Consider the following 21,265-nt stretch of genomic DNA (forward strand, 5'->3'; position numbering starts at 1 on the left):
CTACCTCCCTCCGTGCTGGCAGTAGGTGTTGAGCGGGGCCTTCGCCTCCTGGTAGAGCTTGGCCAGTGGCCGGCAGGTGAAGCAGGTGCCGGACAGCGTGCAGCCGGAGCATCCGCCGGTGCGAAGCTGGAGGGAGTCGGCGACGTCGCCGAGCTGCCGCAGGCCGTCCAGGCCCTGCGTGATGAGGTCAAACTGGGGGTCGCGGCCGACCTTGCAGATCGACGCCTTGCCCCAGGGGTCGGCGTGGAAGAAGGTGTGGCCGGCGTTGCAGCCGCGGAAGGGGGTGCGGGGCATGACGTAGTCGGCGGCCTGGGTGCCCATCCGCTCGGCGCCGCCCTCGATGGTCGGGCTCATGGTGGTGAAGACGTGGTGCGGGAAGCCGTACCGGTCGGCCAGCGCCTGCATCGCCGGGATCTCGCCGGCGTTGCGCTCGGAGACCACGATGTTGAGCTTCAGGGGCAGGCCCGCGTCCCGGGAGGCTTCCAACCCCTTGACGAACCGGTCGAACGCCCCGCGGTTGCGGGTCATCCCGTCGTAGGAGTCGGCCGTCGCGCCGTACACGCTGACCGCGATCAGGTAGGGGCGGTGGCGGGCGAACAGCTCCTGGATCCGCGGCTTGGACAGCTGGCTGCCGTTGCTGGCGATCGACACCATCAGCCCCAGCTCGCAGGCGTACGCGTACGCCGCCGGGAAGGAGCGGTCGATCAGCGGCTCACCGCCGGTGATCTGGAACCACAGGGCCCCGGAGTCCCTCACGACGTGGAGCATTCTGACCTTGTCGTCCCAGGCCAGGCCCTCGAAGTTCTTCTGTCCGAGGTAGCAGTGCTCGCAGTCGTAGTCGCACCCCTTGTTGATCTCCCACGACGCGCGGCCGTACCCGAGGTCGGAGGGCGCCCGCACCAGGAGCGCGCCGTCCACTCGGCGGTCGGCAAGGTCCAGGCCCCAGGCACTGCTCGCGGCCTGGGCCAGCCAGCCGGGCAGGGTGCTGTCGGCGGGAGCGGTCAGCAGTTCCCGGTACCGGGCCGCCCCGATCTTCAGGCCCTGACGACGGCCGGGGCGGACGACCACGTGTTCGGTGAGGAACGGAGAGGCGATCAGCTCGTGCACGGGCACTCCCTTGGGCAGAGGACGAGCAGGGGAAAGAGCATGGTCAGGTCTGCGCGGACAGCGCCGGGCGGGCCCCGACGCGGATTCGCGGCCGTGGCCTTCGGGTGAGCGCGTGGAGCAGGCCCGCTCGTCGGGCCCGCCGGGAGGGGGCCGGCTGCGGGGGCAGGGTGTAGGTGAACCACACCGCCTTGCCCCGGGGCGTTGATTGCGTGCCCCAGCTGCGGGACAGGGCGTCGACCAGGAACATGCCGCGGCCGCCCTCGTCCCCAGCGCCGGCGCGCAGCTGCCGCGGGGCGACGTTCGAGGCGTCCAAGACCTCGACGAAGACCTCCTCGCCGCGCGCGACCAGGGCCACCGTCAGGAAGTCACCCCGGCCGTGCAGGCAGGCGTTGGTGACCAGCTCGCTGACCAGCAGCGCGAACGTCATGGCTACGTCCTCGTCGAACCGGTACCCCCACGACCGCAGCTGCGTGACCGCGTGGCGCCGGGCGGTGCCGACGCTGGCCGGCGCGCACACCAGGAACCAGCGGGTGGAGGAAGTGGTGGTGGTCATCAGCTGTCCCTGCCGTCGCCCTCGTCGGTCCTCGCGCGGCCCGGGCAGACCCGAGGCGGCGAGCTTGGACGCCGCCGGCGACCGAAGGAATGGGATCCGGCCACGGCCCCGGCGGCGAGTACAACAAGTTCACCGCTGGTCACGCAGCGCGTCGAGGCCAGATCAGCGGACACACCACCGGACACATCCGCTCACGGGTAGTGTCCTGTTCCTTGCGGTGCGCGTTGATGGGTAGCGTGGATGTCGGAAGTCGGGGGTTCTCGTGGCTCAACACCCTGTCGCCAACGAGGTGTTCGTCGCTGCCCGCAGCGCTCGCGGATGGCACACCCAGTCAGAATTCGCCGAGGCGTACGACGTCAAGGCCCAGCAGATGAACGAGCAGGCCCGGATCTCGGTCCGGCAGATCCGGCGGTGGGAGTCCGGGGCCACGACCTGGCCCAACCGCGACGCCCGCCGCGTCCTGACTGCCCTGTTCGACCTACCCCTGGAAGACCTCGGGTTCATCCGCCCGCCGCGCCCAAGCGGCCGGAGCGCGACGGCACCCACCGAACCGATGGAGTTGGAGGAGGACGTGCGCCGTCGTACCTTCCTGGGCGGCGCCCTGGCCAGCGCTGTCCCGCTGTTCGACCTGGACGCACTCGAACACCTCACCGCCGCCGCCCGGGACGCCCGCCGCTACAGCGACCACGAACTCCTGGACCACCTGCGCGGTGCCCTGGACGACAGCGCCCGATCGGACGGGCGCATAGGACCCCACCAGGCCCTGCCCGCCACCCTCGGCATCCTGGCAACGATCAGCAGCACCGCCCGCGAGGCCCGCCCCGAGATCCGCCGCAGCCTGCTGGTCCTGGGCGCCCGCGGCGCGGAACTGGCGGCCTGGCTCCACAAGGACGGCGGAGCCCCCGACCGCGACACCGCCTACTGGCACCAGCAGTCCAAGGAGTGGGCCACCCTGACCGGCGACGGCCCGATGCACGCCTACGTCCTGCTGCGGCAGGCCCAGGCCACCGACCGCCGCGACCCCGCCCTGATGCTCGACCTCGCCCGCGCCGCCACCACCGGCCCCTGGACGCTTCCACCGCGCCCTCGCGCCGAAGCACTCCAGCAGGAAGCCCGCGCCCTGGCGATGACCGGCGCCACCCTCGCCGAGATCGACCGCGTCCTGGACCGGGCCCAGGCCGCCCTCGGCCAAGCCGCCCCCATCACCGAGCCGCCGACCTGCACCGGGCCCCTGGGCGACAGCTACACCACCGAGCGGCTCATGGTGCAGACCGCCATCTGCTACCGCGAAGCCGGCCAGCCCGAACGCGCAGCCCACCTCTTCCAACACCACCTGGCCACCGGCACCTTCGCACCCCGCGACCGCGCCTTCTTCACCGCCCACCTGGCCGGAGCCCTGGCCGCCGCCGGCGAACCGGACGAAGCCGCCGCCGCGGCCCTGCTCGCGCTGGGCCTGGCGTCTGCCGCCCGCTTCGGTCAGGCCCTGTCCGAGCTCCACCGCACCGCCGCGCAGCTCCAGCCGCACCGCAACCGGGCCGCCGTCCAGGAACTCCACCAGCGCCTGGCCACCGTGGCGGCCTGAGTGGACCGCCCCCTGTTACCCGGGTCGTCAGCCCGTCACGAAGGCGCTGACCAACGCGATCACCTCACGCTGCCACGCCTGCGTCTGCGGATCCAGGTACCGCGGATCATCGTGCACCGCGAAGCCGTGCTGGCAGCCCTCGATCTCGACCAGCTCCGCCCCCGCGCCGAACAGCGGCCGGAACCGGCGCGACAGCTCCACCGGCACGAAGGTGTCCGCGGTGCCGTGCACCATCAGCACCGGCACCTGGACCGCGCCCAGCACCGCCGGCAGGTCCCACAGCAGCACCTCGTTCAACAGAGCCCGGCCCAGCGCGAACGGCGACTTCTCGGTATAGCCACGGGCATCCAGCTCCTCGGCCTTCCCCTTGTCCAGGTAGTCGCCGGACCAGCCGGGCTGCGAGACGGTGTACCGCTCGCGGTAGTCCAACCGAGGGTTCAGCAGCACCAACTTCGCCACGTCCTGGGGCCGGTGACCGGCCAGCATGGCGCACGCACCGCCGGAGAACGAGGCCGAGACCACGGTCACCGGCCCCGACCACCCGGTCTCGCGCCGGACGTGATCGGAGGCCGCGCGGACGTCGTTCACGACGGATGCGATCGTCAGGTCGGACTCGGTCCCCGCACTCGCGCCGTGTGCCCGCAGGTCGAACCGCAGGTTCGGCACGCCAGCATCGGCAAGACCGGAGGCGAGGCGGGTGAAGAAGCCCCCCTCCTCCCGAGTCACCCCGGAGCCATGGGCCAGCACCGCCACCCCGGCCACCGGGTCTCCGTTGCTCGCCAGGGTTCCGTAAAGCGCTGTGCCGTCAAGGGACTTGAATGCCGTCTCGATGTCCGCCATGTGACAAGGCTAGGGCACCCCGCTGATCACGGAGTCACCATCGCTCGTTCGGCTGACGGAGCGCGACCCGAGGTCGCGGTTGCTCAGGCAGCCGATCACGGAACGACAAAATCTTCCCCTCCGGCTGAGACATCGATAGGCGTCACCGGCGAGGACCGAGCTGCTGCTGTCCCAGGCCGCTCGCTGAGACAGGAGGCGGTGTGAGACATGCGAACTGTTCATAACGGCGGTCACGGCGAGGTCGGGGAGGGAGTGCACGCCGCCGCGGTCCGCGAGGTCCTGGAGGAGACCGGCCACAGGGCCCGCCTGGTCCCCGGGCCCGCGGCGCCCACCCCGGCCGGCTTCCCCCACCGTCCCGTTCCCGCTCCGTGGTGGATCTGCGAGGGAGATGCGAGTCCCGACGGACACACCAGCACCCCGCACAGCCACGTCGACCACATCTACCTGGCCCTCGTGGACACCGCGTCCGCGGCCGCTGAGCAGCGGGCCGACCACCAGCTCACCTGGTTCACCCACAGCCGCCTCACCACCGACCCGACCATCTCCGAGGACAGCCGACTCCTCGCGCTGCAGCTGATGGCCTGGCTGGACGGCGCCCCCGCCGGCGCCGAGGACGACCCGGAGCAGCTCAGCGCCCACCTCGCCCACCGGGCGGCCTTGGGTCTCGTCCTGCCGGCGCAGCAGAGTCAGCAGGAGGGGCCGGCATGATCGACGGCTGGAGCACGGTCTCCTCGACCGTCGAGTACACGGGTGTCCGGGTGGTGGTGCGCCGCGACTCGGTCCGGCGCGCCGACCAGAGCCTGGGGACGTACGAGTACACCGAGTCCGTCGACGGGGTGCGCGTCGTGGCCCTCGACGACCAGGGCCGGATCGCCCTGGTGGCCGAGAACGTCTACGTGTGCGACCAGCGGCTGCTGATGTGCCCCGGCGGCGGCTGCGAGCCCGGCGAGGACCCGCTGGCGGCCGCGCGCCGGGAGCTGGCCGAGGAGGCCGGCATCCGCGCCGCCGAGATCGAGCTGCTGACGACGATGTGGCGGATGCCCGCTGGCGCGCGCACCCGCGAACACCTCTACCTCGCCAGGGCCCTGAGCGTCGGCGAGCACCACCGGGACCCGAGCGAGGCCGACATGGAGCTGCACTGGGTACCCCTGGAACAGGCTGTGGCGATGTGTGGCGACGGCCGGATCACCGAGGCCGGCACCCTCGCGGCAGTCCTGCTGACCGCGCAGCGCACCACAGCCAGCCCGGGCTCGCCCACCGCAGGCACCGTGTGAGCATGGCCGGCCGCCACAGCCGCCTGCCCGATCCGTCAGCGCAGCGCCCGGCCGATGCCGAACTGCAGCTGCGGGCCGTGGCGGGCGGACAGGCGGTCACGGAGGAGGGCGTCGCCGTCCCGGACGGCGGCGACGCCGTATTCCTCTACCGGGGCGAGTTCCTGCCCGACGGCCAGGTCCGCACGGTCATGGTCCGTCTGGACGCCGCCGGTCTGCCCTTCCCTCCGCCCGACCGCCCCTGACCTCGCGCACCACCGAGCGTTCCTGGAGGAGCGAATGCACAGGTTGAAGATCACGGCAGCCACCCGGGCCGGCAGTCCCCACGTGGCGTCGGAGGACCGGGCGCGTACCGCGCCGGGCCTGATCGTCGTCGTCGACGGCGCCGAAACGCTCGGCGGCACCTACGCCGGCATCCTCGGTGAGGAGGTCCTCACACTCGCCGGCGACCCGGGCACCGACCTGCGCACCGCGCTCGCGGAGGCGATCGGCCGCACCGCCAAGGCTCTGGACCATACCCGGCTGACACCCCTGGCGATCTGCAGACTGCGGACCGCGCGCTGGAGAAGGATCACTGCCGCCTCGTGTTCCAGTGGCCGGCCAGCGCCGGTCAGCACCATCCGGTCACCGCTGCCGACGATCGGGGAATGCGGAACGCCCAAACTGACTCTCTGACCCAAACTGTCCGAACACTCAGCACGAACAGGCACATTGGAAGATATGACGATACGTCTGGCGAACCTCAACGCCTACAAGATCACGCTCGCCATCCGCTGGAAGGAGAAGCCGGTTGAACCGCAGCCCGCCCCGCGCGACCCCGCACACCTGGCCCACCCAATCCACCCGCTCCCACGCCCATACGGAGACCTACCGCCATGGCGCCTGCCAAGCACTTCCCGCCCGAGCTGCACGACTGGGTCGCCGGCCATCTGCCCGGCCTGGACGCGAGTGAGGACCGCTCCTGGCCGCGCAGCAACTCCCTCGTGTGGCACGTTAGGGGCGACTGGGACGCCTACGTGAAGATCAGCCCCAGCGACCTCGACTTCGAACGCGAAGTCGCCGGATACGCCTACGCCGGAGCGCACCTGACCGACCGGGAGGCACCGCGGCTACTGGCCTGCGACCCGCACCTGCGCGCGATCCTCAGCTCGCCGCTGCCCGGCCGCGTCGTACGGGACCTGCCACTGGAGACCAGCACCGAGCTGCGCCTGCACGAAGACGCCGGGCGGCTGCTGCGTCGCTGGCACGACGCGTCCGAGCCCGGCACGGACGCGGACCGCGCCGCGGTGCGCTCCGACATGCAAGGGCAGGCCCGAGAGGCCGCCGACTGCCTGGAGCACGTCGCGGCGCACCTGGCCGCCGACCGGCTCGCCCTGGTCGAGGCTGCGTCGAAGGAACTCACCGACCTCGCCGAGCAGCTACCGCTGGTCTACCGGCACGGCGACTACGAGACCCGCAACTGGCTGTTCGACGAGGCCACCGGCCAGCACGGACTGATCGACTTCTCGACAGCCGCACACGGCATTGCCGCGTCCGAGTTCGTCTGGCTGTTCGGCGCCGTCTGGCCCCTGCGCCCCGACCTGCGCGAGGCGTGCTTCACCGGCTACGGCCGCCCGCTGACCTCCGAGGAGGACAGGCTGCTGCACCTGCTGACCGTCCGCCTCGGTGTCTCCTACCTGTGCAACGGCCTGATCAAGGATCGAGACGACCTCGTGGCGCGCGGCCACCTCGTCCTCGACCGGATGGTTGCGTACCAGCCGTAGCCCGAACGGAGCGCGGGCCCGGTCCCGATCACCCCTCCGCTGCGATCCGGACCAGGAGTTGCCCGATGGCCCTCGCCCCCGGTTCTGCCCAGCGATCCCGACTGCAGCAGCGGACCCCAGCCCCGTCCCGTCTGGATCTGTCCGGGCGGGGTGGTCACAGGGCAGCGTCGAAGATCTGGCGGTGAGCGTAAGCGAAGGCGTGCTCGCGGCGGCTCCATGCGATGCGTTGTGCGATGGCTTCCGCGCTGGCGGTGCCTCCGTCTGGGGCGATCCCCTGCTCTGCCCAGAACCGGGCATTGCGGATCTGCCTTTCCAGGATGGAGTCGACAAGCGCGCCGCGCCCGCGGGCATCGAGACCGTACGCGTCCGCGAGGACCCGGACCTGTGCGGCCTGGTCCTTAACTGCCGGGGCCGCTGGCTTGGCAGTGATGCACCAGGTCTTCTTTCTGCTGTTCAAAACTGTCTCATGAGATGTGTGGTTCAGTCTCGACTCGTTGTGGTGGTGCGAGACAGGTGAGCTGACGGGAGTTCCTCTCCGGCTCCTGGGGAGGAACGACTGTGGATCTTGCCTTTGTGCAGTCCGGGCTGCTGGAGAAGTACCTGGACACTGATGTGATCTCTGCTGCGAAGGTGGCCGCTTTGCTGAAGCGGCGGGGCATCCTCGACGGAACGCCGGTGTACCTCGACGAGGAGACGCAGACGCCGATCCCGCCCCTATGCGAGTTCGGCAGATATCTGTCGACGGCGTTGCTGGACGAGACCGCCGGCGCCACCAGGCCTTTCGAGACCAGTCCGCACCCGTGGAGCAGGGCCCGGATGAAGACGCTGAAGGGCAGCTCTCGGTGAACTGGCCACGGCGCGAGGCCAGCGAGGTGGTCCGCCAGTTCCTGGACATGACCGCCCGGGTCCGGGTCAAGGCCCCGCACGTCACCCACACGCTCTTCGTCAGCGCCACCGTCCGCAACGACTACACCGCGGTCTTCGACGAGTGGAAGCCCGTGCCCCCGAGCTCGTTCGGGAACTGGCTGGACGCTATGGGCGTCGACATCAAGGGCGACCGGCACATCGGCCGCATGCGGAAGTCGGTCAAGGTCGAGAAGGCCATCGTGACCGAAGGACGCATCAGCGCTGCTGCGGACGACCACACCGAGGAAACGTTCGCCACCCACTACGCACAGGGCACCACGCTGCGAATCATGTCCGGGCGGACAATCGCCACGGCCCAGCAGCACTGGCTCGACAAGGCTCTTGACCGGGTCGACGGCCCCACCGTCATCTCCGGCGCCGTGGGGGAAGTCGACCAAGACCTGCTGGAGGACTCGGGCCTGTCCGCCCAGGAGGCCGCGGACATCATGGCCGGTCAGCTCGACATGGGCGTCTCCCACTGCAAGAACCCCTACCAGGGTCCCTACAGCCGACCCGGCGAGCTCTGCGCCGTCGCACCGCTGCGCTGCCTGGAATGCCGCAACGCCTGGATCCTTCCTTCCAATCTGCCTCAACTCATCCTATTCAAACAGCACTTGGAACGACTTCGCACAGTTCTGCCTCCGCAGGCATTCGAGCGGCTCTGGGGGCAGAGCTGGGTGAACCTCCGCGCCGTCCTGGAGGGCCGCACCCCCGAGGAACTGGACCAGGCCCGCAAGCACATCGAAGCCGGCCAGGCCGTCCTCGACCTGCCGCTCGCCGCGAACACGGAGTTCGACGCATGACCCTGCCCCTGTCCCTGCCCGAGCAGCGACGCCCATCTCTGTTCCGCGACGACGAACCCGTTGTCCAGGGACGCTCACTGCTGCCCGAGGCCCGTGAGCCCGGCGCCCGGATCCCCCGGTTCGGCGACAGGAACCTCTGGAACTTCAACGGAGTTCTCAAGCGGCCAGCCAACCGCACAGCCGCTTCGTGGATGGTCCACTTCAGCCTTGAGCTGGAGGATCCGTACTGGAATCTGCTGGCCCGCGAGTTCCTGATGCTGACCTTCAACCCGCGGCACCCCGCCGTCCTCAAGAGCGGTGTCGTCCTCGAAGGCTACGGCGCCCCGGGCGCCTTGATCCAGACGGCCTCGCGCCTGCGGACGGCGGCGAAGTGGGGCCACAAGAACGGACTCCCGGCTCATCCGGACGCGTGGACGGCGCAGGACCTGCGGCAACGCATCATCGACATGGCCGCGACCGGGGCCGCTGGGGACACGGTCAGGGGGCACGTGACCGCCCTCAAGAATCTGGCGGCAGCCGCCCCCGCCCTGAGCCTGCCCTGGCCTGTCGGCGACCCGTGGCCTGGTCAGAGCGCCCGCAGCGTCGCCCAGCTGAGTGTCAGCCAAGTTCTTGCTACCCCCACGGTTCCCCCGGCGACGTGGTTCCCACTGATCCGCGCAGCCTGGGCCTACATTCACGACTTCGCCCCTGACGTCCTGCGCGCCGATCGCCGTCACGATGAGCTCCTTGCTGCCGCGAACCCGTCGGCACTCGACATCGACGACCGGCTTGAGGAATGGCTCGCCGACCCCCAGAACAAGATCCCCCTCCACACCGTGCCCTCGAAAGATCGGGATCCGCAGGTGAATTGGAGCCTGCTGGCGCTTCTCCTGGGATACGAACGGGACAACCATGAGGCTTTTTCCGCGTCGGGCAGTCGGATCGGGAGGCAGCGACGTGCGCTGGTCTTGGGGGAAGTGGTCAAGGGGCGGACCACGACCCAGGCGCTGACCGGAGAACTCGCACAGACGGCTCGGCCGGACGGCAGTACGGGGCCCTGGCACCCCGGCATCGGCCCGCGACCGCTGAACGACCTGAAGACGGCACTTCGTAATGCGGCATTCGTCCTGGTCGTGGGCCTTTCCATGATGCGCGACTCGGAGATCCACGAGATCTTGCGGGCAGCCGTCGTCGAGCATTACAGCACCCCGGCCATCTCGTCCACGAAGATCAAGGGCACGCCCAACCGCCCAGGAAAGCACTGGTGGATCGCCGAACCGCTCGTTGAAGCCCTCACGGTCGCCGAGGCCGTCTCCCGGCACCCTGAGCGCGTCTTCTCCCCGGTCGGCGCGGACAGGCAGGACGGCACTATCGTCGGCTCCAGGATGCTGGCGGCGTTCGTCCGCTTCGTGAACGAGAACCGGGCCTGGACCGGCCTCGACGAGATCCCCACGACCTACATCCGCCCGCACATGTTCCGCCGCACGATGGCGATGCTCACCGACCAGTTCCCCGGGTCCGAGATCGCCACCGGCATCCAGCTCAAGCACCTCGCCAAACGTGCCCTGGCCAACGCCACCACCCGCAGCTACGCCGCCTCCGATGACAACTGGGCCAAGTACCTCGAAGACGCCCTCGACAGCGTCAAGTTCCGCAAGATCAAAGACCTCTACGAGCGTCACACCGCAGGGGAGGAGATCGGATTCGGGCCTGGCGCCGATCGCGTCAAGGACGCCTTCGACCAGATCGACGCCACCGTCAAGGCTCGCAACGGGGACGCCCGCACTGCCGACACTCTCCTGCGAACGACCAGGATCCATATCCGGTTCGGCATGCTCAACAACTGCACCGCGGACCACACCAACCCCGTCGGCGCCGTCTGCCTTGAGAACGCGATCATTCCGAAAGGCCACACCGGCCCCCTCGACGAACGCTGTCGGCCCGACCGGTGCGCCAACAGCATGATCGGCCCCGAGCACCTGCCGATCTACGACTCCCACCAGCGCAAACAGCTCCAACTCATCAACAACGTCTCCACGCCGGCCTGCCGCCGAGACCTCGCCGAACGCGAACTGGACATCACCCGCAACGTCCTCAAGATGGCCGGTGAGCCCCGGTGACCGGTCCCATCGACGCCGGTGAGGACCAGGTCAGCCCGAAGACCGCTGCCGCCCTGCGAGCCGCGATGACCCGGCTCTTCGAAGGCCGCCCACAACGGAGCGACGGCCGCCTCACCAAGGAGAACCTCTACAAAGAGGCCCAGGTCAGCCGCGCGACCATGAACCGCGCCCACGCAGTCCTCGCCGAGTGGGACGCGCACCTCGCCGCCCACGGCAAGGCCACCCCCGGCGAAGCGAAGCGAGACGCGGCCATCGCCGACCTCAAAAGGCGCCTGACCGCGAAGACTCAGGAATGCACGCTCCTGGAGAACAAACTCAAGGCCGCCCACACCGCGATCGCCGCCCTCTTCCATGACAACGAAGCACTCCGGCAGCAGCTGGACAAAGACATCACAACCACGGTCACGCCCATCCGCCCCCGCGGCCCCCGGCAACGTCACTGAACCCAACCCCGTCGAGTGCCCGCAGTGCCATCAGCATCGCCGCCTTCGCGCGGTGGCCTGAGCGCCAGTCACCCCGCCGGGGCCGGCGTCGTTGAGCAGGGCGGCCCCGTTGTCGGCCCTGACCTGGAGGTATCACCGTATGAGCCCGAGCAAGTCGGCCCGCGCCAAGCGCCGCAAGCGGCAGGAGTCGGCCCGCGAGTCGCGCGACTGCGCCAGGTTCCAGGCCGTCCAGCAGGCCAGGCGCGACGCCTTCCACGTGGTCGAGTGGCGCCACACCGGGCCCGGGCAGCCGACCGCGTTGCGGATGCTGGAGGACGCGGACCAGGTCTCAGACCTGCCGGGCGACACGGTGTACGGCATCGACTTCGGCGAGGAGGAGGACGGCCCGAGCCTGTTCGGGCAGTGCGGCGTCGAGGACGAACCCGACTGGTTCACCAGCCTGTACCTGATGCCCGACGGCATGGACCTGTCCGCCGAGGAGGGCTGCGACAACTGGCGCCGGCACCCGGACCACCTGCGGCTGTACGCCGAGCTGGCGGCCATCGGCAAGCAGTGGTTCGCCGAGAACGAGTCCTTCGCCGCGCACGGGGCCGAGGACGGCGAGGCGTTCGCCCTGCGGGAGGAGCGCGAGGTCCAGCTGCGCGAGCTGTTCGACCGCTGGACCGCCCGCTATCCCGGCCTGATCGGTCAGATCGTCGGCCCGGACGGGCCGACGGCCCCGACGGTGCCCGCACAGGCCCGCGCCGAAGCGGAAGCGGACGGGAAGCGGATCCTGCACACCGGGATGGGGCTGAAGTTCGGCTACACCCGCCAGGGCCTGTCCGTGCACATCATCACGGCCCCCGACGAGGCACTGTGCCGCCAGCAGGGGCCCTTCCACACCGGGCCCCACGGCGCCTCGTTCGAGATGGCAGGCTGCACCCGGTGCGCGAAGGCCGCCCGGGAGCTCAACTGGACCCACGTCAGGGACGAGATGGACGACGCCCTGGTGGCGCTGGAGGGCTTCAGGCCGCTGAACGCCCAGTAGACGGTGAGGGAGGTGGGCGGCGGCCGTCTCGGGCCCGCCGACCGCGCGTCTGCGGCGTTGCGGGACCCGCGCGCCGAGCTGGCGGCCGACTGAGCGACAGCGCGGGCCGTGGACGACTCGTTGCAGAGTTGTCCACGGCCCGCGCCGCTGTCCTACCGGTACCGCAGGTGTCAGGGGACGAGGAGCGCCCGGGTCTCGTCGCTGACGGTCGGCAGCTCGCCCCGGTCGGCCCAGGTCGAGTCGTCGTGCTCGGTCAGGACGATCGGATCGTGCTTCTCGACGGTGACGGCGAAGGTGAACTGTCGGGTCATCAGCCCGTTGTCCGAGGAGTAGTCGAAGGTGCCGACGTAGCCGGTGACCCTGATGACGGTCAGGCCGGTCTCCTCCATGACCTCCCGGCTCAGGGCCTCCTGAAGGTGCTCGCCCGGGTCGACGCCGCCGCCGGGCAGCTCCCACAGGCCGCCGAGGAAGTCCTCGGGCTTGCGTCGCAGCAGCAGCACGCGGCCGGACTCGTCGGTGATCAGCGCACCGACGACGAACTGCCCGATACCCGCCTGCTCGGCTTCGGCCAGCAGGCCGGGGACGAAGTCGGGTTCGGTGGCGAAGAGGGAGGTCACAGAAGCTCCTTATGGTGGTCGATCACCTTGCGGGCCGCGCTGACGTAGCTCTCGGCCAGCGGAAGATCCTGCTCACGATGCCAGACCGGGAGCTTGATCGTGTGCTGGTAGGTGTGCTCGGCGATGGGGAAGTCCCCGTCCACGTACCGGCGGTGGGAGTGCGGGTGGCCGGGGAACAGCGGGCCGGGCTGGCGGTACAGCGGCAGCTGGTTCATCGGGCGGGTGGAGCCGGGCCGGTCGAACTCGGTGGCACCTTCGGCCAGGAGCGCCTGGTGGAACCGGTCGACGCTCAGCCCGCCCAGTTCGTCGGGGCGGTAGGTGAACGTCAAGGCGTACCAGGACGGGATCACCCCGTCGGGCATCGCGACGACATCCAGGCCGGGCATGTCGGCGAACTGCTCGCTCAGGTAGCGGGCGATCTCGGCCCGGCCGGCGAGGTAGCCGTCGAGGCGGCCGAGCTGGTCGTTGGCGAGGGCGGCGGCCAGCGGGTGGATGCGGAGCTTGAGGCCGGAGCCGGTGACCGCGTACCGCGCCAGCGGATGGCCTTGCGGGATCTCCGACTTGGCCCGCTTGTTGTAGTGCGCGAAGGTCAGCACCCGGTAGTACGTGTCATCGTCGTTGGTGAGGACGAACCCGCCCTCGCCGCCGGACAACGGCTTGGGGCCGTTGAGGGAGAACGCCCCGGCGAGGCCGAACGTCCCGACCTTCTGCCCCCCGTGGGAGGCGCCGTGGGCGTGGGAGCCGTCCTCCAGCAGGGCCAGCTTGTGGGTCTTGGCGATGGCCCGAAGCGCGTGCATGGCGGCCGGGCGGCCCCACAGGTGGGTGATCATAATGGCCCGCGTGCGGGGCGTGATCAGCTCCTCGACCCGGGTGGGGTCGATGTTGCCGTCCGGGCCGGTCTCGCAGAGCACCGGCACGGCGCGCAGGTGGAACAGCGGGGAGGCGGTGGCGTGGAAGGTCCAGGCCGGGACGATCACCTCGTCCCCGGCGTTGACGCGGGCGGCCCAGTAGGCGGCGTGCAGGGCGGAGGTGCCGGAGCTGAGGGTGACCGCGTGCCGGACCCCGAAGTAGTCCTGCAGGGCGTCCTCCAGCTCGGCGACGATGCCGGACCGGCCGGGGATGGAGACGGCCGTATCCAGCTGGGCGGCGACCTTGGCGCGGGTGGTGTCGTCGATCGGCGGCCACGCGAAGTGCGCGCCGGGGGCGGTCACCGACGGTTCGCCGCCGAGCAGGGCGAGGGTCTGGGTCACAGCATCTCCTTCGGGTCGATGTAGCGCCCGGCCTTCTTCGACGCGTAGCAGGAGGCGACGAAGGCGGCGTGGGCAAGGTGCTGGTCGGGTCCGGAGGTGTTGGGGCGCTCGCCGTCCAGGACCCGGCAGAAGTAGTCGATCTGCGCGGTCGCGGCGCTCGCCGGGGCCTGCGGGCGGGACAGCTCCTCGACCACCGTTCCGTCCAGGGCCAGGCGCTGGACCTGGCCCTTCGTCAGCAGGACCGAGCCGCGGGTGCCGACGACGTGCAGCTTCTCGGTCTTGGGGGCCATCCAGCGCGACAGCAGGATGGAGCCGTAGAGGTCGTTGTCGTAGCCGAGCTGGATGACAGCGGTGTCCTCGGCGTCGTAGCCGCCCTCGGGCACGGCGGAGGCCGACAGTTCGGCGAGCACCCGGTTGGGCATGCCGAAGTACCACAGCAGCAGGTCGACCAGGTGGTAGCCCATGTCGATGATGCAGCCGCCGCCGGCCTGGCTGACGTCCCCGCGCCAGCCGCCGCCGGGGTCGTCGGTGTGGAACGTGTACTGGCCGTCGATCAGGAACGGGGTGCCGATCTGGTCCAGCAGCTGCGGCACCGAGGTGTAGAGCGGGTTGAAGCGCCGCTGGAGGGTGACCATCAGCTCCACGCGGCCCGCCTCGCAGATCTCCGCGAGCTCGCGCGCCTCGGGCAGGGAGGTGGCGAACGGCTTCTCCTTCAGCACGTGCACGCCCCGGGCGGCGCACTCCTGGATCACCGTCCGGCCGGCGTGGTGCGGGACGGCGACGATCACGAAGTCCGGCTTCACCGCGTCCAGCAGGTCGCCGGAGCTGGCGAAGCCCGGCACCTTCAGGGCGTCCTGCTGGGTCCGCAGTGCGTCCGGGTCGCTGTCGCAGACCGCGACCAGCTCGGCCCGGCCTGACCCGAGCAGGCCGGGCAGGTGGTCTTCGAGCGCCTGGTGACCGAGGCCGATGACGGCGGCTCGACGTTTCATGGGCAGACTCCTTCCGCTTCGTGCGAGAACTTGTCGATGCGTGTCGAGTACAGCCCAACGGACAGTCACCGAACAGGCATTGTCTGTAGTCCCGAGGTAGTCCCGCCCTCGCTGGCAGTAGGCTTCCCGTCACTGTCGATGATGAAATTGGGCCCGTGGACGACGCGATCCGGCACCCCCTCGCCTACGCACGCGACCTGCGCGGCTGGTCGCAGTCGGACCTCGCCCTGCACATGGACCGGGCGGCCCGCACGCACGGGTTCCGCTCGGGCGCGGACAAGGCCGCCGTCAGCAAATGGGAGACCTGGCGCAAGGTCCCGAGCTCCGAGACCCAGGTCTGGATCGCCGAAGCCTTCGAGGTCCCGCCCGAGGACGTCGAGATGTTCGGCTGGCCGGACTGGCTGCCCGGCCACGACATCCCGCTGCCGCTCGGCTCCGCGTACACCGTCCAAGCACTTCGAGAGGCCCAGAGAACCGCGATGGACCGCCGCACCTTCATGACCCTCAGCGCCGTGTCGCTGGCCGGCCTCGCCTCCCAGTGGGCCCGCGTCGAGCCGGACCGCCTGACCACCGCGCTGAACGGTAAGCGTGTGGACACCGAGCTGGTCGACTGGCTGGAGGACACCAGCGCGAAGCTGACGGCCCTGCCGACCGAACAGCGCCAGCACACCGCCCGGCTGATGGACGCCCACCTCGCCACCGTCACCGACCTGATCGCCGACGGCCGCTACACCGAGCCCACCGGCCAGCGCCTGCACGTCCTGGCGGCGTCCCTGGCCACCACCTGCGGCTGGTACCGCTTCGACCAGGGCCGGCACTCCGCCGCGGGCCGCCTGTGGACCTCGGCCCTGCACAGCTCCCACGCGGCGGGCGCCCGCGACTTCGGCGCCGGGGTCCTTTCCGACTTCGCCTACCAGTCGAACTGGCTTGGCAAGCCAGGCATCTCCGTGGACCTGCTCGGCAACGCGCTTGTCCGCACCGAGCACCCCACCGCCCGCTCCCTGCTGTTCCTGCGCCGGGCCCGGGCGCACGCCGCACTCGGTGAACGCTCCGACTGCTACCGCGACCTGACGGCCGCCGAGACCGCGTTGTCGGCCACCTCCTCCGACCCGGCCCCCGGGTGGTGTGCGTGGATGAGCCCGGCAGACCTCGCCGTCGACTCCGGCCAGTGCATGCTCGATCTCGGACGGACCGACCTCGCGCACGCCCGCATCACCGAGGGCATGGGCCTGCTGCCCCGCGCCCGGGACAAGACTCGCGGCATCTTCCTCACCTACGAGGCCCGCAACCTCCTCAAGGCCCGCGAGGTGGAACAGGCCCTCGCCGTCACCAACAAGTCCCTGGACCTCGCCACCCGCATCGGCGCCCAGCGGTGCGTCACCCTGGTGCGCGACCTCGCGCCGGCCTTCAAGCCCTACCGCCAGGTGGACGGCGTCCCGGAATTCCTGGAGCGGCTCAGAGCCGCCTGAGCGCCCTTCGGCGCCGAAGCGGGATCGTCAGCGGACCGGCGGTGGTTGCTGCAGGGCCTCGGGCAGGGCGATGCCGTGCTGGGTGACCAACCCAGAGGTACCGGCGGGTTAGGCTCGCCCGATGCACCACCAGCACCACCAGCACCTGTACGAGGCGGTTCGCACGGCTCTGCACGACGCCGGCTACGTGCTCACCGAGCCCGGCACCACCGGCCTCGCCGTTGCCACGCGCCCCGAGGGTGTCGCCCTGACGTGGAACCTCGGCCCGCAGCCGCTCACCGCCGCATCCGACGGCGGTTGCCCTCGGATGCCCTGAGTCGACGCTGCCTCAGTAGTTCACCCCAACTACTTGAGGGCGTCTTCAAAGACCTTGCGGTGCGCAGCAGTGTGTTCGTGCTCACGCCGGGACCAGGTGATGCGATCCGAGATCTGCTGGGCAGTGGCTTCGACGGCCTGGAAGCCGGCCTGCACCTCCGCCCAGAAGCGGACGTTGCGGGCCTGCCGTTCCAGCATCGAGTCGACGAGCACAGCACGCTCAGGACCAACCAGGCCATAGGCGTCTGCCAGCACACGCACCTGGGATGCCTGAACATCCGCAGGAGGCGCCCCTTCCTTCGATGACGAGCACCACAGCCAGGCCATATACCCGACATCCTCCAACGGACTGCCCGGCGCGGCCATGTCGAAGTCGATGAAGGCGATCGGCATCTCATCCTGAAAGACGGCGTTGTTCGGTCCCAAGTCGTGGTGGCACACGACCCGATGCTGACCAGCAAGATCGCTGCCCCGGGTGGCCTCGTGCATCGCGCGCGCCAAGACGCCGGCTGCAGCGACCTGCGCGTCGGTCCACGGCCGGAACTTAGCCGGAACCCAGCCCGGCACATAACTGAAGGTGTCCCTGCCCGACTGATCACGACCGAGATAGCGCGGCGCTCCGGTGAACCCTCGGCTCTCCAACAGACCAAGCAGAGAGGCGACGAACGGCGAGGCAGCCGAGGCCGGTCTCCGGACCGTTTCACCGACACGCACAACGCCGCTGGTGATCCGGCCTCCCTGCAACGGGACGACTTCGTCAAGAATCTCGGCCATGCCGCCGGTTCCTTCCTGCCGCCGTTCACAGGGCGGATCGCTCAGTTGTGTCACGCGGCTGTTGAGGGGTGACGTTACCTGGGTCATCGCTAGCGTCAGTGCGCCGCAGGTCCACTGCATGACTCGTGATCGGCCCTATGTCTCATGAGACATGCTGAGCGCGAAGAACACGTCCACGCCATATAGCCGAGATCCTCCAACGGGGAGCCGGGTGCCGCGGTGTCGAAGTCGATGAGAGCTGCCGGCACTCCGTCGCGGAAGACGACGTTGTTCGGTCCGGGGTCGTGGTGGCAGACCACCGGGAATCGGCCGGCGAGGTCGCTTCCTCTGGTGGCGTCGTGGAATGAGCGTAGGAGCGTACCGGCGGCGCTGACCTGCTGGTTTGACCAGGTGCGGAATCGTGCGGGGACCTCGCCAGGCAGGAAGTCGAGGATGTCGGTCGCTCCCTCGCGCCGAAGGTAGCGCGGCGCGCCGTCGAAGCCGCGGGCGTGCAGCAGCCCGAGGAGGGCGGCGACGAAGGGTGAGGCTGGGGTGGAAGGGCGACGGACTGTGGCGCCGTCACGGGCGATGCCCGTCGTCATGCGCCCGCCGGTCAACGCGACGGCTCCCGGTGCGGGGAGCTCCGGCGGTGCATCGGCGGCTGGTGGGCCGGGCCGGTCGGGGTGTTTCATCGGTCTGGCCGTGTGAGCAGGTCGGTGTGCAGACGGCGTGCTGACTGCTGCCGGCTGACCTTTTTCAGCGCCCGGTTGATGTCGGGGTTGCGACCGGGAACGTACGCGGGGATCGGTGCGTACCCGCACGTGGTGTACAGGGCGAGGGCGGCGACGTTGCGTACGCCGGTCTCCAGCAGGATCTCGGTGGGGCCACGGTCGAGTACGTCTTGTTCCAGAGCGGCGAGGATCCGGCAGCCGAGCCCCTGGCCGCGGGCGGGCGGGGCTACGTACATCCGCTTGATCTCGGCGGTCGAGGCGTTGAGCGTGCGCCAGCCTCCGCAGGCCAGTGCCGGTCCATCCCCGAGCCGGGCGATCAGGAACAGGCCGTTGGGGGCGGCGAACTCCGCGTCCTCGGTGGCCCCGGGGTCGTCGGCGGTGCCGTAGGTGGCCAGCTGTTCCTGGTGGAGGGCTTGGGTGAGGGTGCGGGCGTCGGAGCTGCCGTACGGGACGGCGGTGAGTGTCCATTGAGGGGCGGCCTGGAGCGGCGAGGTCATGGTGTCGATAGTGCCGTGCGTAGGGCGTCCAGCGCATCACTGTGCCCGGCGGCGCGCAGTTGCCGACCGCCGGCTGTGCGGACCGTGGTGAGGATGGTGCGGCACCGGCTGGACTGCATCTTCGGGAGCGCAGTGATCCAGTGCGCGGTGGGCTTCGGCAGCCCGGGATCCGATGCTGCCTCTGGACACCCACGCATGACGGACCACGCCGAACCGGGCGACCCAACCGAGACTCTGAACCCGTAAACACGATCGCTGGTGATCCAGCGGCGGGCCCGACCCGGCTACGACCCCGGCTGTCACCCTCAGCAGGGATAGGGTTCCGGCATGACCGATACGGGGGGAATCCGGCTCAACCTCGCTGGGATCGAGGCGGCACTCGAGCGGAACGGCCACGACAGCTGCCACATCGAGTTCGTACCGGACCGCCCTGGCGGCTCCAGGTGGGACGGCGACAACACCGATTTGCTCGCAGCAACCGAGGCCGCGCTCGCGGCCGCGGACCGGGACGGAACGGACGATGCGATGTGGGGCCAAGGGCCGGTGCTCACCCTGGACGGCACCGGCCTGACACTCAAGGGCTACGCCGGCCCCGCGTCGCTGACCACCTGGCTGGAGGACTTCAGCACATCCCTGCGACAGCAGGGGCAGTCGGGATTGGTCCGTGCGACCTCCAGCGTGATGCCGCCTCACTGGCTGCGCCACGGGCGCGAACTACGCGCCACCGCCTTCGTCGCCCTCGACCACGCGCTCACCGGCCGCGCCGATGTCCTCCTGTGGGGCGAGCGGGCGGCCAGCTGGGCCGCCCACGCCGGCGGGACCGCTCACCTGAGCGCAACACCGATCCTCCAGCACGACCCTGCCGGGCCTGCGGAGATCGCGGCGCACCTGACCGCCACTCTCCGCGGCTCCGACACTGCGACGCTCATGCAGTACGAGGAAGCGGAGGCCCGCGCTGCTCGGGTGTTCGTCCAGCGGGACGGCCTGGCTGTCTACCAGGCGTACGACCCCGCCCTGCCGTGGACCGAACTGATCGACCGCGTCCGGGACGCCGTCGTCGCCGAGGCACCCAGCGCCCGGCTCGCCTTCGTCGCGATGACCGGCCTGTGGGCCTACAGCTGGGAGGACCGCGGCAGGCAACTGCCCGCTCTGCCCACCATCTCCACCACCGACCTACGAGCCAACCACTCTGTCTGGAGCCGGCACGTACCGGACGCCCACGGCATCCAGCTCCTCACCGGCGCCCACCTCGACCGGGCCGAGGATCTGTCCGGGTGGTCTGTCACCGAAATCCGACCGGACCGCTTCCTGGTGGAGGACCGGAACCCGGATGCCTGGTTCTCGCCCGACGGTCCCGACCCCGAGCTCGTTGAGCGGGCACGCCGGGACTTCGGCCGCCTCATCATTCCCGATGGCCCCGTGGGCGGCAGCGAACGCTGAAGTGCAGACACGACCGCCGGAGGTTGGCATGGATGGGAAATCGCTCGTCGACTTCATGAACGCGCCCGCTCGCTATCCCCGTCACACGTTCCGCGGGGACGGGTCACTGGATCCGGTGCACGTCGGAGATCTCAGCCAGGTCTGCGAAGGGGTGAGTCGGCTCGTTGACCTGCTGAGCATTGACCATTTTGCCCTTCGGACAGAGAACTGGTCCGGCCTGGTCGTGGTCTACGGCATGGACGAGCCGGAGCCGCGAGACCGACTGCGCGAGGCCCTGGTGAAGGACGGGTTCGCGGTGACGGTGCGCCACGACGAGTACGGCACCGCGCTGGAGGTCCACCCCAGGACAGCCGATCTGATCATGACCCGGTACGACCTGCTCGTGGACACGATCGCTGAGGTTCTGCCGGAGGCGAGCAGCATCACCGGTCTTCAGGCCGCAGTCACACAGCGTCTCGGACATCCGGTGCCCACCGGCCTGCTCCACACCGCGATCCGGATCTTCGACATGTCCCTCATGACCCGTCGGAGCGGCGGGGAATTCGGGTCGAAAGTCCCCGAGGGGATGGTGCGCCTGGTGACCGCCGCCCTGGAGACCGGCGTGATCCCGCCCTTGTGCACGCGGTTGCCGACTGCGTAACTACTGACTGCATACCCCGCCTGAGATCACGCCGCAGTGTTCGCGGCCGGAACCTCGAGCGGGGTCCCCGCACTCCCCCAAGGGGGGGGGGGGGCCCCCCGGCCCGGGAACTCGGGACCCCCCAAACGACGTGGTGGGCGGGTGTGGTGGGGGGGGTGGGCGCAGCGGGG

Annotated in this window: 25 protein-coding genes; 15 read left to right on the forward strand and 10 right to left on the reverse strand. The window is 70.1% G+C overall.

Features of this window, described 5'->3' with window-relative positions:
- Both P3T39_RS28745 and P3T39_RS28750 read right to left on the reverse strand, forming a co-directional pair.
- Complete coding sequence (locus P3T39_RS28745; RefSeq protein ID WP_280702088.1) at positions 1-1,107, reverse strand: radical SAM protein; 1,107 nt, start codon at positions 1,105-1,107, stop codon at positions 1-3.
- Between the two features lie 43 nt (positions 1,108-1,150).
- Positions 1,151-1,660: an ATP-binding protein gene (locus tag P3T39_RS28750; RefSeq protein WP_280702089.1), complete on the reverse strand. Its 510-nt coding sequence runs from the start codon at positions 1,658-1,660 to the stop codon at positions 1,151-1,153.
- A 262-nt stretch (positions 1,661-1,922) separates the two neighbouring features.
- Here P3T39_RS28750 and P3T39_RS28755 point away from each other — a divergent pair, with 262 nt between their 5' ends.
- Positions 1,923-3,242: an XRE family transcriptional regulator gene (locus P3T39_RS28755; RefSeq protein WP_280702091.1), complete on the forward strand. Its 1,320-nt coding sequence runs from the start codon at positions 1,923-1,925 to the stop codon at positions 3,240-3,242.
- Between the two features lie 27 nt (positions 3,243-3,269).
- Here P3T39_RS28755 and P3T39_RS28760 read toward each other — a convergent pair whose 3' ends face one another.
- Positions 3,270-4,082 (reverse strand): alpha/beta fold hydrolase, encoded by an 813-nt coding sequence (locus P3T39_RS28760; protein ID WP_280702092.1) that lies wholly within the window; start codon positions 4,080-4,082, stop codon positions 3,270-3,272.
- Positions 4,083-4,289: 207 nt separating this feature from the next.
- On the opposite strand from P3T39_RS28760, the gene P3T39_RS28765 reads away from it, so the two are divergent.
- The 5 genes from P3T39_RS28765 (at position 4,290) to P3T39_RS28785 (ending at position 7,116) form a co-directional block, all read left to right on the forward strand.
- Positions 4,290-4,790, forward strand: a complete 501-nt coding sequence (locus P3T39_RS28765) for an NUDIX domain-containing protein (protein ID WP_280702094.1) — start codon at positions 4,290-4,292, stop codon at positions 4,788-4,790.
- The gene (locus tag P3T39_RS28770; protein ID WP_280702096.1) at positions 4,787-5,356 is read left to right on the forward strand and encodes an NUDIX hydrolase; all 570 of its coding nucleotides are present in this window, start codon (positions 4,787-4,789) and stop codon (positions 5,354-5,356) included. The genes P3T39_RS28765 and P3T39_RS28770 overlap by 4 nt, the downstream gene beginning before the upstream one ends.
- Positions 5,357-5,358: 2 nt before the next feature.
- The gene (locus tag P3T39_RS28775; protein WP_280702098.1) at positions 5,359-5,598 is read left to right on the forward strand and encodes a hypothetical protein; all 240 of its coding nucleotides are present in this window, start codon (positions 5,359-5,361) and stop codon (positions 5,596-5,598) included.
- Positions 5,599-5,632: 34 nt separating this feature from the next.
- On the forward strand, positions 5,633-6,028 hold the full coding sequence (locus P3T39_RS28780; protein ID WP_280702100.1) for a hypothetical protein: 396 nt from the start codon (positions 5,633-5,635) through the stop codon (positions 6,026-6,028).
- A gap of 200 nt (positions 6,029-6,228) precedes the next feature.
- Positions 6,229-7,116, forward strand: coding sequence for an aminoglycoside phosphotransferase family protein (locus tag P3T39_RS28785; RefSeq protein ID WP_280702101.1), 888 nt, complete (start codon positions 6,229-6,231; stop codon positions 7,114-7,116).
- 154 nt (positions 7,117-7,270) lie between these two features.
- On the opposite strand, the gene P3T39_RS28790 is transcribed toward P3T39_RS28785, so the two are convergent.
- The gene (locus P3T39_RS28790; RefSeq protein ID WP_280702103.1) at positions 7,271-7,573 is read right to left on the reverse strand and encodes a hypothetical protein; all 303 of its coding nucleotides are present in this window, start codon (positions 7,571-7,573) and stop codon (positions 7,271-7,273) included.
- 101 nt (positions 7,574-7,674) lie between these two features.
- Between P3T39_RS28790 and P3T39_RS28795 the strand changes: the two genes are divergently transcribed.
- From P3T39_RS28795 to P3T39_RS28815, 5 genes are all read left to right on the forward strand, one after another.
- On the forward strand, positions 7,675-7,962 hold the full coding sequence (locus P3T39_RS28795) for a hypothetical protein (RefSeq protein WP_280702105.1): 288 nt from the start codon (positions 7,675-7,677) through the stop codon (positions 7,960-7,962).
- On the forward strand, positions 7,959-8,825 hold the full coding sequence (locus P3T39_RS28800) for a hypothetical protein (protein WP_280702107.1): 867 nt from the start codon (positions 7,959-7,961) through the stop codon (positions 8,823-8,825). The genes P3T39_RS28795 and P3T39_RS28800 overlap by 4 nt, the downstream gene beginning before the upstream one ends.
- Entirely contained in the window at positions 8,822-10,924 is a 2,103-nt protein-coding gene (locus tag P3T39_RS28805) for an integrase (protein WP_280702108.1), read from the forward strand. The genes P3T39_RS28800 and P3T39_RS28805 overlap by 4 nt, the downstream gene beginning before the upstream one ends.
- A complete protein-coding gene (locus tag P3T39_RS28810; RefSeq protein ID WP_280702110.1) occupies positions 10,921-11,367 on the forward strand; it encodes a hypothetical protein in 447 nt (148 codons plus the stop codon). Before P3T39_RS28805 ends, P3T39_RS28810 begins: the two co-directional genes overlap by 4 nt.
- Positions 11,368-11,506: 139 nt before the next feature.
- Positions 11,507-12,394, forward strand: coding sequence for a hypothetical protein (locus P3T39_RS28815; RefSeq protein WP_280702112.1), 888 nt, complete (start codon positions 11,507-11,509; stop codon positions 12,392-12,394).
- A 170-nt stretch (positions 12,395-12,564) separates the two neighbouring features.
- Here the strand turns inward: P3T39_RS28815 and P3T39_RS28820 are convergent, their stop codons facing one another.
- Genes P3T39_RS28820 through P3T39_RS28830 form a run of 3 tightly spaced genes read right to left on the reverse strand, consistent with a single transcriptional unit; the run spans position 12,565 to position 15,250 of the window.
- A complete protein-coding gene (locus P3T39_RS28820; protein WP_280702114.1) occupies positions 12,565-13,011 on the reverse strand; it encodes an NUDIX domain-containing protein in 447 nt (148 codons plus the stop codon).
- Positions 13,008-14,261 (reverse strand): DegT/DnrJ/EryC1/StrS family aminotransferase, encoded by a 1,254-nt coding sequence (locus P3T39_RS28825; RefSeq protein ID WP_280702116.1) that lies wholly within the window; start codon positions 14,259-14,261, stop codon positions 13,008-13,010. The genes P3T39_RS28820 and P3T39_RS28825 overlap by 4 nt, the downstream gene beginning before the upstream one ends.
- A complete protein-coding gene (locus tag P3T39_RS28830) occupies positions 14,258-15,250 on the reverse strand; it encodes a Gfo/Idh/MocA family oxidoreductase (protein WP_280702118.1) in 993 nt (330 codons plus the stop codon). The genes P3T39_RS28825 and P3T39_RS28830 overlap by 4 nt, the downstream gene beginning before the upstream one ends.
- Positions 15,251-15,405: 155 nt before the next feature.
- On the opposite strand from P3T39_RS28830, the gene P3T39_RS28835 reads away from it, so the two are divergent.
- Positions 15,406-16,719, forward strand: coding sequence for a helix-turn-helix transcriptional regulator (locus tag P3T39_RS28835; protein WP_280702120.1), 1,314 nt, complete (start codon positions 15,406-15,408; stop codon positions 16,717-16,719).
- Between the two features lie 121 nt (positions 16,720-16,840).
- The gene (locus P3T39_RS28840; RefSeq protein WP_280702122.1) at positions 16,841-17,035 is read left to right on the forward strand and encodes a hypothetical protein; all 195 of its coding nucleotides are present in this window, start codon (positions 16,841-16,843) and stop codon (positions 17,033-17,035) included.
- A 29-nt stretch (positions 17,036-17,064) separates the two neighbouring features.
- Here the strand turns inward: P3T39_RS28840 and P3T39_RS28845 are convergent, their stop codons facing one another.
- The 3 genes from P3T39_RS28845 to P3T39_RS28855 form a co-directional block, all read right to left on the reverse strand.
- Positions 17,065-17,808, reverse strand: a complete 744-nt coding sequence (locus P3T39_RS28845; RefSeq protein ID WP_280702123.1) for an aminoglycoside phosphotransferase family protein — start codon at positions 17,806-17,808, stop codon at positions 17,065-17,067.
- 95 nt (positions 17,809-17,903) lie between these two features.
- The gene (locus P3T39_RS28850; RefSeq protein ID WP_348534396.1) at positions 17,904-18,479 is read right to left on the reverse strand and encodes a phosphotransferase; all 576 of its coding nucleotides are present in this window, start codon (positions 18,477-18,479) and stop codon (positions 17,904-17,906) included.
- On the reverse strand, positions 18,476-19,015 hold the full coding sequence (locus P3T39_RS28855; RefSeq protein WP_280702125.1) for a GNAT family N-acetyltransferase: 540 nt from the start codon (positions 19,013-19,015) through the stop codon (positions 18,476-18,478). The genes P3T39_RS28850 and P3T39_RS28855 overlap by 4 nt, the downstream gene beginning before the upstream one ends.
- Positions 19,016-19,342: 327 nt before the next feature.
- Here P3T39_RS28855 and P3T39_RS28860 point away from each other — a divergent pair, with 327 nt between their 5' ends.
- Positions 19,343-20,455, forward strand: coding sequence for a hypothetical protein (locus P3T39_RS28860; RefSeq protein ID WP_280702127.1), 1,113 nt, complete (start codon positions 19,343-19,345; stop codon positions 20,453-20,455).
- Positions 20,427-21,095 (forward strand): hypothetical protein, encoded by a 669-nt coding sequence (locus tag P3T39_RS28865; protein WP_280702128.1) that lies wholly within the window; start codon positions 20,427-20,429, stop codon positions 21,093-21,095. The genes P3T39_RS28860 and P3T39_RS28865 overlap by 29 nt, the downstream gene beginning before the upstream one ends.
- The last annotated feature ends 170 nt before the right edge of the window (positions 21,096-21,265 follow it).

This window comes from Kitasatospora sp. GP82, assembly GCF_029892105.1.
GTDB lineage: Bacteria > Actinomycetota > Actinomycetes > Streptomycetales > Streptomycetaceae > Kitasatospora.